General features: G+C 72.6%; 11 protein-coding genes. 10 read left to right on the top strand and 1 reads right to left on the bottom strand.

The annotated features are described in order from the left end of the window. The first annotated feature begins 52 nt into the window (after positions 1-52). The 8 genes from ACLQ22_RS09370 (at position 53) to ACLQ22_RS09335 (ending at position 6,935) form a co-directional block, all read left to right on the top strand. On the top strand, positions 53-1,276 hold the full coding sequence (locus ACLQ22_RS09370; protein WP_370040833.1) for an ABC transporter substrate-binding protein: 1,224 nt from the start codon (positions 53-55) through the stop codon (positions 1,274-1,276). Positions 1,277-1,336: 60 nt separating this feature from the next. After that, positions 1,337-2,212, top strand: coding sequence for a branched-chain amino acid ABC transporter permease (locus tag ACLQ22_RS09365; protein ID WP_425691907.1), 876 nt, complete (start codon positions 1,337-1,339; stop codon positions 2,210-2,212). Further along, on the top strand, positions 2,209-3,228 hold the full coding sequence (locus tag ACLQ22_RS09360; RefSeq protein ID WP_425691906.1) for a branched-chain amino acid ABC transporter permease: 1,020 nt from the start codon (positions 2,209-2,211) through the stop codon (positions 3,226-3,228). Before ACLQ22_RS09365 ends, ACLQ22_RS09360 begins: the two co-directional genes overlap by 4 nt. Then, positions 3,221-4,120 carry an ABC transporter ATP-binding protein gene (locus ACLQ22_RS09355; RefSeq protein WP_425691905.1) on the top strand — a complete coding sequence of 300 codons (900 nt, stop codon included), beginning with the start codon at positions 3,221-3,223 and terminating at the stop codon, positions 4,118-4,120. Before ACLQ22_RS09360 ends, ACLQ22_RS09355 begins: the two co-directional genes overlap by 8 nt. Next, complete coding sequence (locus ACLQ22_RS09350; protein ID WP_121401183.1) at positions 4,107-4,838, top strand: ABC transporter ATP-binding protein; 732 nt, start codon at positions 4,107-4,109, stop codon at positions 4,836-4,838. Before ACLQ22_RS09355 ends, ACLQ22_RS09350 begins: the two co-directional genes overlap by 14 nt. 9 nt (positions 4,839-4,847) lie before the next feature. Continuing rightward, the gene (locus tag ACLQ22_RS09345) at positions 4,848-5,714 is read left to right on the top strand and encodes an LLM class F420-dependent oxidoreductase (protein WP_425691904.1); all 867 of its coding nucleotides are present in this window, start codon (positions 4,848-4,850) and stop codon (positions 5,712-5,714) included. Positions 5,715-5,889: 175 nt separating this feature from the next. Next, positions 5,890-6,447, top strand: a complete 558-nt coding sequence (locus tag ACLQ22_RS09340) for a dihydrofolate reductase family protein (RefSeq protein WP_425691903.1) — start codon at positions 5,890-5,892, stop codon at positions 6,445-6,447. A gap of 191 nt (positions 6,448-6,638) precedes the next feature. After that, positions 6,639-6,935 (top strand): hypothetical protein, encoded by a 297-nt coding sequence (locus ACLQ22_RS09335; protein ID WP_425691902.1) that lies wholly within the window; start codon positions 6,639-6,641, stop codon positions 6,933-6,935. A gap of 177 nt (positions 6,936-7,112) precedes the next feature. On the opposite strand, the gene ACLQ22_RS09330 is transcribed toward ACLQ22_RS09335, so the two are convergent. Continuing rightward, entirely contained in the window at positions 7,113-8,336 is a 1,224-nt protein-coding gene (locus tag ACLQ22_RS09330; RefSeq protein ID WP_425691901.1) for an MFS transporter, read from the bottom strand. A 156-nt stretch (positions 8,337-8,492) separates the two neighbouring features. Between ACLQ22_RS09330 and ACLQ22_RS09325 the strand changes: the two genes are divergently transcribed. Next, positions 8,493-11,765 (top strand): BTAD domain-containing putative transcriptional regulator, encoded by a 3,273-nt coding sequence (locus ACLQ22_RS09325; RefSeq protein ID WP_425691900.1) that lies wholly within the window; start codon positions 8,493-8,495, stop codon positions 11,763-11,765. A 50-nt stretch (positions 11,766-11,815) separates the two neighbouring features. Beyond that, complete coding sequence (gene wrbA, locus ACLQ22_RS09320; protein ID WP_425691899.1) at positions 11,816-12,457, top strand: NAD(P)H:quinone oxidoreductase; 642 nt, start codon at positions 11,816-11,818, stop codon at positions 12,455-12,457. Positions 12,458-12,568: the final 111 nt, after the last annotated feature.

Below are 12,568 nucleotides of genomic sequence, written 5' to 3'. Positions count from 1 at the left end.
GCGTGCAGTCCACAACTACCTATCACTGACAACCGGCAAGGCAGGGATAGCAGTGGTCGTATCGAGAATTGGTTCCACCGGTCTGGCGGCGGGTCTGGCGGCCCTGCTGGCCCTCACCGCCTGTGGCGGAGGCGGCGGTGACAGTGACAAGCCCACCGACGGCACCGCATCAGGGGCGCCCATCATCATCGGGATGGACGAGGACAGCACCGGCCCGGGCGCGTCCTACAGCACCATCGCCGGCAAGACGATCAGGCTGGCGGTGCAGGACATCAACGACAAGGGCGGGGTGCTCGGCCGGCCGTTGCGCCTCGTCGTCGAGAACGACGAGAGCGACCCGACCAAGGTGCCCGCGGTGTTGCAGAAGCTCTCCGGCCAGGGTGCCAAGGCGCTGCTCCTGCAGAGCGGCAGCGCGGCGATCATGCAGGCCAAGTCGACGCTGACCCAGCTCAAGTTGCCGGCGATCGCGCCGACGGGCGTCACCGCCACGCTTGTCGAACCACCCAACAACGAACTCATCTACATGCTCGCCAACACCACGGCGGACTGGGCCGAGGTCTACTGCGGCGCGTTCAAGGCGGCGAACATCAGCAAGCTGGGTGTGCTGACCGACGACACCACCACCATCGCCGCGCTCAACAAGTCGCTGCTCGGCGGGCTCTCCTGTGTCACGGTGGTGGCCACCGAGAAGGGGGCGGCCAACGCCTCCGACCTCTCCGCGCAGGTGGCCCGGCTCAAGAACGCCAATCCGGACGCAGTCCTGGTGACCAGCGTCGGCGGCTCCTTCGAGGTGCTCGCCCAGAACACCCTGGCCAGGCAGTTCTCCGGCAAGCCGCGCTTCTCGCTGGCCTCGATCGGCAACCAGCCGTCCTCGTGGAAACTGGCCAACGCCGGTGCGCTCAAGGGCCTGATCTTCATGGGGTCGATCAACTCGGAGAATCCCCGCACCCAGGCTCTGACCAAGCTGCTGAAGGAGAAGAACGGCGACGACTACGAGGTGACCGCGTACGACGCGCAGGCGTGGGACTCGGTGCAACTGCTCAAGCTGGCCATCGAGAAGGCCGGCGGCCCGGACGACCCGGCCAAGCTCAACGCGGCGATCCAGGGGATCACCGGCTACCAGGCCGCCTTCGGGCAGGGCAACTTCACCCTGTCGTTCTCGGCGACCAAGCACCTCGGCGCCGACGGGCTCTGCGGGCTGTCCCTGATCGAGTTCGGCGACGACAACAAGCCGAAGGGACCCTGGTCCACCTTCCAACCGCCCTGTTCCGGTTGACCGGCGCAGGGGCCGGTCCTGCCGACCGGCCCCTGCGGCAGTTCCCCGAGGAGTTTCCACATGACAGACCTCCAGCTCTGGCTCTCCGCGATGGAGATGGGCTGTTTCTTCGGCATGCTGGCTCTGGCCTACTACCTGGTCCAGGTCGGCGCAGGTTTCTTCAACTTCGCCATCGGCCCCTACGCGATGATGGGCGGGCTCTGCACGAGCTGGTTGGTCATCGAGTACGACCTCGGCGTCTGGACCGCGGCCGGGATCGCGGTGGCGGTCACCCTGCTGCTGGCCGCCGGCACCGAGCTGGGCGTGGTCCGGCCGGTGCAGCGGCGCAGCGGCGGCGGCGAACTGCCCGCCCTGGTGGCCGTGGCCGCCGTGCTCTTCACCATCCAGCAGATCGCCGGATACCTCTTCGGCCATCCGACGCTGCCGGGCCAGAACCTGGCCACCTTCGATCCCCTGCCGATCGGCGGCATCGTCGTCCAACCCAGCTCGCTGCTGCTGATCGTGGTGACCGTGCTGACCTTCGGGGTGACCGCCGTCTGGATCAGAGCCACCCGTACCGGCCGGCTGCTGCGTGCGGTGGGTGACAGCAAACAGGCGGCCTCGCTGCTCGGTCTGCCGGTCAACCGGATCCGACTGGTCGCCTTCCTGGCCGCCGGCTTCCTCGCCGCGGTGGCGGGTCTGCTCTTCGCGCCGAAGGCCGGGGTGCACTCGCTCTCCGGCCTGCACTGGTCACTGTCCGGTTTCCTCGCGGTGGTGATCGGCGGCACCGGCTCGGTCTGGGCGCCGCTCTTCGGGGGCATGCTGCTCGGCCTGGTCGAGGTGTTCCTGCCCTACTACTTCGGTGGCCAGTCGCACGTCTACGGGATGCTCCTGATCGCGCTGCTGTTCTTCGCCTTCCGTCCGCAGGGCCTCTTCGTCAGGACGGTGCGGGCATGACCGACGTGAGCGCCCCCCACGCCGCAGCCGCGCGCCCGCGGTGGGACATCCGGCAGGTGCCCGGCATCGGTGGCCTGGGCCTCGGGATCGCCGCCGCCGTGCTGATCCTGACCTGGGTCGGCTCCGACGGTTACCGGCAGACGCTGGTCACCGCCAGCGTCACCTACGCGCTGATCGCCCTCGGGATGTACGTGCCGTACCTGATGGCGGGCTCGCTGTCGATGGCCTACAGCGCCTACGCGGGCATCGGCGGGTACGCGGTCGGGCTGATCTCGACCCGCACCGACCTGCCGCTGCTGCTCGCCTGGATCGCCGGCCCGATCGTGGCGGCGATCATCGCGGTCCTGCTGGGCCTGGCCACCCGGCGGCTGTCCGGGTTCTTCCTGGCCGCGGTGACCCTGCTCTTCGGGATGGCCTTCACCGCGTTCCTCATCGACGGCGAGCGGCTCACCGGCGGCTCCGGCGGCGTGGGCAACCTGCGCCCGCTGCGCCTGTTCGGCTGGATGCCGAGCCACTACCAGGTGGTGGTCGGCTCGGTGATCGTGGTCTGTGTGGTCGCCTTCCTGCTGGACCGGTTGCGGCTGTCGCCGTGGGGCGTGATCGTACGGACCATGCGGGACGCCCCCCGTGCGGTGGAGGCGGCCGGCGTCCGCGTACCGGTGATGAACCTGGTCGCGTTGGCGCTCGGCGCGGCCATCGCCGCGGTCGGCGGTGGCCTCTTCGCCTACTCGGCCGGCAGCATCACGCCCGACACCTTCACGCTCAACATCGTCTTCCTGGCCATCTTCATGCCGTTGATCGGTGGCTCGGGCACGCCCTGGGGCGCGGTCGCGGGTGCGGTGCTCGCCGTCGAGCTGACCCTGAACTTCCCGGCGATCCAGGCCAGTGGCACGCTGCTGCTCGCGTTGGGGGTCCTGGTGATCATGCTGGTCGCGCCGAAGGGCGTGATCGGATACGCCGACAAGTTGAGACGGCGGGCGATGGCGCTGCCACGGAGGAGGCGTACCGGTGGATGAGACGAAGCTCCTGGTCGGTCGCGGCCTGACCAAGCGGTACGGCGGGGTGACCGCGTTGGCGGACGTCTCGTTCGAGTTGCGGGCGGGGGAGATCCTCGGGCTGGTCGGCCCGAACGGCGCCGGCAAGACGACGCTGGTGGACCTGATCTCCGGTGCGCAGGCCGCCACCGCCGGTGAACTGCTGCTGCGTGGGCAGCGGCTCACCGGGCCGGCCTCCCGCCGGGCCCGCGCCGGGCTCGGCCGTACCTTCCAGTACCCGCAGCTCGCGCTGCACCTCAGCGTCCGGGACAACCTGCTGCTCGGTCGGCACGCGCAACGGCACAACACGCCGTGGCGGATGATCGCGGGTGCGTTCACCGGCGTGCTGCGGCCGCAGCGGGCGGCCGACCGCGAGGGCGTCCGCCAGTTGGCGCACGAACTGGGCATCGAGGGTCTCGACCGCGAGGCGGGCGACCTGACCCTCGGCGAGCAACGACTCGTCGAGGTCGGCCGGGCGCTGGGCCAGAACCCGGTGGTGCTGCTGCTCGACGAGCCCTTCGCCGGCTCCGACGCGCAGGGCGTGGCCGGTATCGCCGACGTGATCCGGACGGTCCAGCGGCGGGGTCACGCCGTGATCCTGGTCGATCACAACGTGGACCTGGTCGCCCGACTGGTCGACCGGGTGCTGCTGCTCGACCGGGGCAGGGTCGCCTTCGACGGCGATCCCGCCCAGTGCCTGGCGAGCCCGCAGATGCAGGAGGTCTACTTCGGCTCGACCGACGCCGACGAGGACGAGGATGCCGACGCGGCGACCGCTGCGGTGGCCGACGACGCGTCCGCCGGAGCCGACGCCACGGCGCCGTCCGACGACAGCGTGCCACGCCAGGGGAGGGTGGAGGATGTCCGCTCATGAGTTGAGGGTGGAGGGGCTCAGTGTCCGGTACGGGCACGCCAGCGCCCTCACCGACGCCGCGGTGACCGTGCCGGGCGGCACGGTCACCGCGCTGGTCGGGCCGAACGGCGCGGGTAAGAGCAGCCTGCTGCTCGCCGCCTACGGCTCGGTGCCGGCCACCGGGCGGGTGTTCCTGGACGGTGACGATGTCAGCCGGCTGCGGCCGGCGGCCCGGGCGCGGGCCGGGATCGCGATCGTCCCGCAGGGGCGGCAGCTGTTTCCGCATCTCGACGTCGTCGACAATCTCCAGGTGATGGCGGAGCTGCTGCACCTGCCCCGTAGCGCGGTGCAGGGCGCGCTGGACCGGTTCCCGATCCTCCGGACCCGCCGGCGCAGCCTGGTCGGCGTGCTGTCGGGCGGTGAGCAGCAGATGCTGGTGGTGGCGCGGGCGCTGATGGGCTCGCCCCGGGTGCTGCTGCTGGACGAGATGACCACGGGGCTGGCCCCGCTGGTCGTGCAGGAACTCGGCCGGACGGTGACCGCGCTGGCCGCCGAGGGGGTGGCGGTGCTGCTCGCCGAGCCGGCGCTGGGCGTGCTGCGTCGGATGGTCTCCCGGGGCTACGTCCTCGTCCGGGGCGAGGTGCTGACCTGCGAGGAGGGCGGCGGGCGTGCCCTGGACGACGCGTACCGCGCCGCGATGGGTGTGCAGCGTCCTCGGGAACTGCGCCCGGCGAGCTGAGTGGGTCGCATGGGGTTGAAACTCGGCGTACTGCCGGTGCTCGGCGGGCCGGGCGCCGCCGAGCCCGGGGTCACCGCCGCCTTCGTCCGACAGTTGGAGAGTTTGGGCTGCGAGTCGGTGTGGGCGGTCGAGCACCTGCTGGTGCCCGACGCCTACCACTCCAGCTATCCCTACGACGCGAGCGGCCGGATGAGCCTGCTGCCCGGCGACGACATCCCCGACCCCCTGCACTGGTTGACCTTCGCGGCGGCGCACACCAGTCGGCTGGTGCTCGGCACCGCGATGCTGATCCTCCCGTTGCACCACCCCGTCGCCCTGGCAAAACGCCTGGCCACGCTCGACGTGCTCAGCGGCGGCCGGCTGATCGCCGGGGTCGGAGTCGGCTGGCTGCGCGAGGAGTACGACGCCGTCGGCGTGCCCTTCTCCGACCGGGGCCGGCGGGCCGACGAGTACCTCGACGCGCTGCGGACGCTCTGGTCCGACGCGCCGGCCACCCACCACGGCGCGACCGTGCACTTCGACGCGGTGCACAGCGCGCCACGCCCCACCCGGCCCGGGGGAGTGCCGATCATGATCGGCGGGCACAGCCGGGCGGCCGTCCGCAGGGCCGCCCGCTACGGCACCGACTTCTACCCGCTCGGCGTCGACGCCGCCGGCCTGGCCGAGATGCTGACCCTGCTCCGAGCCGAGTGCGCGGTGCTCGGCCGGGATCCGGCCGAGGTGGCGGTGACCTCGCGGGCGCCGGCCACCCGGGCCGAGGCTGACGCCCTGCGGGAGTTGGGCGTGGCACGGGTGGTCATCCGGGTCGACCCGCGCGACCCCGAGCGGGTCGCGGCAACGGTGGACCGGTACCGACACGAGGTTCTGGGGGAGTGACCGACCGCCCGCACACTGCGGGTGGCGCGGGGCTGCGGCTGCTTGACACCCTCGTGGCGGAACGGGACGATCCTGCGCGACCCTCGCAGGCGGTGCTCATCCGGGCGGGGTTCGTGTCGGCCGGGTCGGCGCAGCGGGACGGGCCGGCTGACCCGCTCGTATCCGAAGGAGACGCATGGCGAAGCTCATCTACTCGATGGTCACCTCGCTCGACGGCTACGCCGAGGCGGCGGAGGGCGGCCTCGGCACCGGGGCCGACGACCAGGAGGTGCACACCTTCATCAACGACCTCTTCCGTCCCGTCGGCACGTACCTCTACGGCCGACGGATGTACGAGACGATGGTCTACTGGGAGACCGCGCACACCGAGCCCGACCAGCCGCCGCACATCCTCCAGTACGCCCGCGACTGGCAGGCCGCGGAGAAGATCGTGTACTCCACGACGCTGGAGTCGGTCTCCAGCGCGAAGACCAGGATAGAGCGGACCTTCGACCCGGCCGCGGTGCGCAAGCTCAAGGCCGAGGCTGACCACGACCTCACCGTCGACGGCCCGAACCTCGCGGCCCAGGCGATCGCGGCCGGCCTGGTGAACGAGTACCACCTGTTCATCACCACGAGCGTGGTCGGCGGCGGCAAGCGGTTCTTCCCCGACGGTGTGCGCCTCGATCTCGAGCTGGTCGAGGAGCGTGCCTTCGACAGCGGACTGATCTACGCGCGCTACCGGACCCGCTGAGCCGCACCGGTCGGTGAGGCCGCCGGTGGCCGAGCCGGGCAGCACTCGCTGCCGTCCAACCTGGAGCTTCATCTCTGTCGATCATTGCCTCGCCGCCACGTGCCCTGATGCCGCTCAGGCTGACCGACTCGCCGTCAGGGGTGTTGGGCATAATCGGCTGGCTCGTAAGGCATCCGACCGAGAGGAAACGTATGAAGCGCAAGGTTGTACGCGTGCTGGCGGTCATGGCCGTCGTCGCGGCCGGATCGGCGGTGGCGTCCACGCCGGCCTCCGCCAGCGACGGCCCTGGTGACATCTGCGTGACCAACCAGGCCACCTGGCTGCGCGACCAGCCCTGGGGCAGCGTCCTGCGCACCCTGAGCCCGGGGCGGGGCTTCCGCGTTCACTCGATCTACGGCGGCAGTGAGATCCAGACCTGGTACTACGGCCACGGGGCCGAGGCGCCGGGGCAGGACGGCTGGATCCCGGCCGCCAACTGCAACTGGTAGGTAGGACCGCTCACCTCCTCGCCGTTGTCCGGCTGCGTGCCGGATGGCGCCGGCCCCGGCCGGCGCCATCCGGCACTGCCGGACAGAAGGCGGTTCGGCGCTCCCGGCGAGATTCGTGCCGCCCGGCCCGGACGTCGGGCGCGACGCCCGCCGGCACCGCGCCGGCCCCGCCGGATCTCAGCCGGTCGGCTGCGAGAGCGTCACGGCGATCGCTGGTCCGAACGCGACGCTGAGCAGGTAGGCGAGGTTGAACAGGCCCAGGGCTTCGGCCTGGTGAGAGGCGGGCACGACGCCGGTCGCTCGCAGGGCGAGCACGCCCTGGCCGGTCGCGGCGGACAGGGAGGCGAGCGCCATCGCCCCCAGCAGTAGCGGTACGGCGGAGGCGACCGCCGCCAGCAGCGGCGCGGCGGCGGCGCCGCCGAGCAACGCGGCGGCCGTCACGCGGTGTGGCACCCGCACGGACGCCGCGACCAGGAACCCCGAGCAGAAGCCGCCGAGCAGGTACGGCGCCAGCAGCACGATCCCGCTCCGGGTGCCGTCCCAGCCCGCGTGCTCGCGCAGCAGATCCGGCGCGGCGTAGAGCAGGGCGAAGTTCACCACGCCCAGCGCGAAAGCCAGCACGCACGCCGCGAGGAACCGGCCGTTGCGCGCCACCGCGGCGGGCAGGAAGCCGTCGGGGCGAACCTTCGTCCGGGCCACGAGCAACACCAGCAGCGCGACGGTGGCCGGACCGGCCACCAGCGGACGGTGCGGAGTGAGGACTGCCGCGGTGACCAGCATGGCGAGCAGAGCCATGCCGAGCGGATCGAACGACGCCGGCGCCGCGTCCGGCGGTGTGGCGCCGCGGCGAGCCGCGGGCACGGCGGCCACCGCCAGCAGGGGCAACGCCAGCGCCGCCTGCCACGAGAAGAGGTCGGCCACCAGCGCGCCGGTCAGCGGGCCGGTGGCGCCGACGACCGCCAGCGATGCGGCGACCACCCCCATCCGCCGAGCCGAGTCGGCCAGTTTCATGGCCGTCACGCTGAGGCCGGCGGATCCCAGCGCCTGCACCGCCGCGCCGGCCACCAACGCCGGCACGGTCGGCACCAGCACGAGGAGGATCGTCCCCGCGCCCAGCAGCGCGGCCGAGGCGGTCAGGGCCGCGCGTACGCCGCGACGGGCCAGCAGCGCCGCCAACAGCGGTGTCCCCAACGCGATCCCCCAGCCGAAGGCGGTCACGCCGGCGGCCGCGGCCTGTTCGTCGGTACCCGTCGCGCGCGCCAGGTCGTCGAGGAGCAGGGCCGGCGCGGCAATCCCGTACGACAGTGGACCGGCCAGCAGGGCGAGCCAGGGCGTCGCCACCCGCCCTGGTGCGAACTGCTCGTGACCGTTGGCGGCTCGGGGCCGCTGTAGGCGATCCATCTCATTCCTCCGGTGTCGGCTCGGATCAGCCTCCCCGGGGTTCCTCACCGCCGGCTGACGGCCGGCTGACGTGACGTCGGCGCCGCGTCCCGGTGGGCGGACCGACGGGCGACTGACATCCGCGGGGCGGGACGGCCGACTGGCTAGGGTGAAGCCGTGAGGTTCGGGGTGCTGGGCGAGATCGCGGTGTGGACGTCCGACGGCAGACCCGTCGCCGTACCCGGTCTGAAGGTTCGTGCTCTCCTGGCCGACCTGCTGGTCCATGAGGGACGCCCGGTGTCCGCCGACCGGCTGATCGAGGACCTCTGGGGTGACGAGGCGCCGGACAAGGCGCTCGGGGCACTCCAGACCAAGGTGTCGCAGTTGCGCCGCGCGCTGGGGGAGGGTGAGGCGGGTGGCCGCGCGCTGGTCGAGTCCGGTGATGCCGGCTACCGGCTGCGGACCTCGCCGGAGTCGGTCGACGCCGGTCGCTTCGCCGCTCTGTTGGTGCGTTCGCGCGCCCAACGGGAGCCGGCTGGGCGGGCGGCGGCGCTGACGGAGGCCCTGTCGCTGTGGCGCGGTTCCCCGTACGCCGACTTCGGCGACGAGCGATTCGTGCGCCAGGCGGCGGAGCGGCTCAACGAACAGCGCCTGGCCGCGCTGGAGGAACTGGCCGAGGCCCGACTCGATCTCGGCGAGCACCACCTGCTCGCCGGCGAGCTGGCCGACCTGGTCGCACGCCACCCGTGGCGCGAGCGACTACGGGCCGCGCACCTGCGCGCCCTGTACGGCTCGGGACGCCAGCGGGAAGCCCTCTCCGCCTACGAGCAGTTCCGTCGGCAGGTGCGCGACGAACTCGGCCTCGATCCCGGCCAGGAGCTGGCCGAGCTGCATCGGGCGATCCTGCGCCAGGACCCCGCCCTGCAGCCGCCGGCACCGCCGTCGACTCCGGTCCGGACCAACCTGCCGGCCCCTCTCTCACCTGGCCCGTACGGCGGACTCATCGGGCGCGACGAGGCCGTCGAGGCGGTACGGGAGCGGCTGACGAACGGGCGGCTGGTGACCCTGACCGGTATGGGCGGGGTGGGGAAGAGCAGGTTGGCGCTCGAGGCCGCTCGTCTGCTGGCCGACACGTTCCCCGCCGGAGTGTGGCTCGTCGAGCTGGCGGGCCAGCCGCACTGCGGCGGCCGGGCGACCTGCACCGAGGTCGTCGACGTGGTGGCGGCGACTCTCGAGATCCGGGACGACAGCCCGCCCGGCCTGCCCGGTGAGCGACCACGTGAGCCGATGGACCGGCTGGCCGCTGCGCTGCGGGACCGGCGGATGCTGCTGCTGCTCGACAACTGCGAACACGTGGTGGCGCCGATCGCTGAACTGACCGAGAGACTGCTCGGCGCCGCGGCCGACCTGCGCATCCTGGCGACGAGCCGCGAACCGCTCGGGATCCCCGGCGAGGTCGTCCTTCCGGTGCCGCCGCTTGCCCTGCCGGAGCCCGGAGCCACCGCGGAACAGATCGCCGGGGCCCCCGCGGTTCGGCTCTTCGTAGCCCGCGCCCGCGCCACCGAGCCGGGGTTCACCGTCGATCAGCGGAACACGGACACCATCGCCACCATCTGCCGGCGTCTCGACGGCGTGCCGCTGGCGTTGGAACTGGCCGCGTCCCGGCTGCCCGTTCTCGACCCGGGCGAGCTGGCCGCACGGCTCGACGATCGCTTCCGACTGCTGTCCTCCGGCCGGCGCACCGCGCCCCCGCGTCAGCAGGGGCTTCGCGCCATGATCGACTGGAGTTGGGAGTTGCTGTCGCCTGCCGAACGCGCGGTGCTGCGCCGGCTGGCGGTCTTCGCCGACGGCGCCACCCTGGCTACCGTCGAGCAGGTGTGCCCGGGCGGGCAGGTGGCGTCGGACGAGGTCCTCGACGTGCTGGCCCGCCTGATCGACCGATCGCTGGTCATGGTGCGGCACGGCGAGAGCCCGCGACGCTATCGGCTGCCGGAGACGGTGGCTGCCTACGGTCTCGAACAGCTCGACAGCGCCGGCGAACTCCCGGCGACCCGTCGCCGTCACGCCGCGTGCTTCGCCCGCCTCGCCGAGCAGGCCGCCGGGCGGCTACGTGGTCACGACCAGAGTCGCGCGCTGTGCGAACTCGACGCCGAGAACGCGAACCTCCGCGCGGCGCTCGACGTCGCCGCCACCGAGGGTCAGGCCCGCGTGGGCCTGACCCTCGCCACCTCGTTGGCCTGGTACCGGCTGCTGCGGGGTCGGTTCGGGGAGCTGAGCCGGTCACTGCGTACGGCGTTGGACATCGTCGGAAAGAGCGAGGACGACGTCGCCCCGGACGCGCTGCGCCGGCGTGCCGACATGTGGCTGGCCGCCCTCGCCACCCGCGACGGTGACCCGACCGCTCCCCGGCAGCTCATCCTGGACTCCTACCGGGACGCCGACGGGCCGGAGAAGGCGTTCGCGCAGTGGCTGTTCGCGTCCATGATGCTCGGTTCCGGAGATCCGGGCGAGGCCGCCGACCTGGCCGACGCGGCGCTGGCGGCGTTCCGCGCCGACGGGGACCGGTGGGGCATCGCTGCCGCCTGCGCCACCCGGGCGGACCTCGCGCTCGTACACCGCAGCGACCTGCCCGGCGCGCAGCGCGACTGCGAGACCAGCCGGACGCTGTTCGGGCAGCTGGGCGACCGCTGGGGGCAGGTGCATCCGACGAGCCTGTTGGGGACCCTGGCCGAGATCCACGGCGACTACGACCGCGCCGCCGCGCACTACCGCGAGGCGCTGCGCATCGCCGAACACCTGCGGCTGTGGACGTCGGTGTCCCGGCAGCTGGCGTGCATCGGCCGGCTCGCCCTGTTGCGCGGCGACCTCGACGAGGCGGCCGCCAGTCACGACCGCGCGCTACAGGTGGCGCGGGAACAGTCGAGCCGCTCCGCCGCGGCCTTCGCCGGCACGGGCCTGGCGATGATCGCGCGACGGCGGGGCGATCTCGACGCCGCCGAGACCCGGCAGCGGGACCTGCTCGACTGGAACCGCCACGCCGGCTACCTGCCGGGCTGTGCGCTCGCGCTGGCCGAGTTGGGGTTCATCGCGGAGCAGCGCGGTGACGCCGTCCTCGCCGAGCGCCGCCACCGTGAGTCGCTCGACGCGGCGCGGGCCACCGGGGACCCCCGGGCGGTTGCCCTGGCCCTCGAGGGCCTGGCCGGGGCCACCAGCCTCGGCGGCGACCATCGCTGCGCCGCGCGGCTGCTCGGCGCGGCGCGCACGCTTCGCGAGGTCGCCGGAGCGCCGCTGCCCCCCGGCGAGCAGCAGGACGTCCAGCGCGTCACCTCCCGCCTCCGGGAGGCGCTCGGCAGCGAGGAACTTGCCGCCGAGATGAGCCGCGGCGCACAGCTCGACCTCGACGAAGCGGCGCTCACCGGCGCCGGTGAGGCGATGGTCAGCGAACGGTAAGCCTGCTCGGCACGGTTGACCGAGAACCGAGCCGACCCCAGGAGGCCACCGTGCAGACCGATGCCAGGATCGCCGTCATCTACTACTCCGCCACCGGCACCGTGCACCGGCTCGCGCAGGCGTTCGTCGACGGAGCGGCCGACGCCGGCGCGGAGGTCCGCCTGCGCCGGGTGGCGGAGTTGGCACCGGAGCAGGTGGTCGTTGCCAAACCGCAGTGGCGGGCCCACCTGGACGCCACCGCCGACATCCCGCTCGCCACCCTTGACGACCTCCGGTGGGCCGACGGGTACGCCTTCGGCACGCCGACCCGGTTCGGGAACGTCTGCTCCCAGCTGCGCCAGTTCCTCGACACCACGACCGCCCCCTGGCAGGCGGAGGAACTGGCCGACAAGCCGGCGACCGGCTTCACCGCCAGCTACGAGGAGCACGGCGGCCAGGAGTCGACCCTGCTCAGCCTCTACCAGACCTTCCACCACTGGGGCGCGATCATCCTGCCCACGGGTTACCTGAACTACGACACCGCTCACGTCGCCGGTGGAAACCCGTACGGCGTCAGCCTCGTGGAGAGCCGCGCCGGCCGGGATCCCGAGTACGCCAGGGCCGTCCTCGAGACGGCCCGCTTCCAGGGCGCACGCCTCACCCGCACGGCGGCCGCCGTCGGCGCCGTCCGCGCGCAGAGCCGGCTCGGGTAGGAGCCCGGCGACGGGAGCGGTACGGCATCCGGGGCGAGCTCGCGGGCAGCCGCGTCCGTGGCGACTGGTGCCCGCCCTCCGCCACCTGACACACCTGGACCACCTGAGTGA

Source organism: Micromonospora sp. DT178 (assembly GCF_049841695.1).
Classification (GTDB): domain Bacteria; phylum Actinomycetota; class Actinomycetes; order Mycobacteriales; family Micromonosporaceae; genus Micromonospora.
This window is presented reverse-complemented; position numbering and strand designations above follow the sequence as displayed.

What these genes read in the sequence shown, in the direction of transcription:
- ACLQ22_RS09340 (WP_425691903.1), top strand. Translation starts at nt 5,890, where the DNA reads ATGGCGAAGCTCATCTACTCGATGGTCACCTCGCTCGACGGCTACGCC.
- ACLQ22_RS09350 (WP_121401183.1), top strand. Translation starts at nt 4,107, where the DNA reads ATGTCCGCTCATGAGTTGAGGGTGGAGGGGCTCAGTGTCCGGTACGGG.
- ACLQ22_RS09345 (WP_425691904.1), top strand. Translation starts at nt 4,848, where the DNA reads ATGGGGTTGAAACTCGGCGTACTGCCGGTGCTCGGCGGGCCGGGCGCC.
- ACLQ22_RS09360 (WP_425691906.1), top strand. Translation starts at nt 2,209, where the DNA reads ATGACCGACGTGAGCGCCCCCCACGCCGCAGCCGCGCGCCCGCGGTGG.
- ACLQ22_RS09330 (WP_425691901.1), bottom strand. Translation starts at nt 8,336, where the DNA reads ATGGATCGCCTACAGCGGCCCCGAGCCGCCAACGGTCACGAGCAGTTC.
- ACLQ22_RS09335 (WP_425691902.1), top strand. Translation starts at nt 6,639, where the DNA reads ATGAAGCGCAAGGTTGTACGCGTGCTGGCGGTCATGGCCGTCGTCGCG.
- ACLQ22_RS09365 (WP_425691907.1), top strand. Translation starts at nt 1,337, where the DNA reads ATGACAGACCTCCAGCTCTGGCTCTCCGCGATGGAGATGGGCTGTTTC.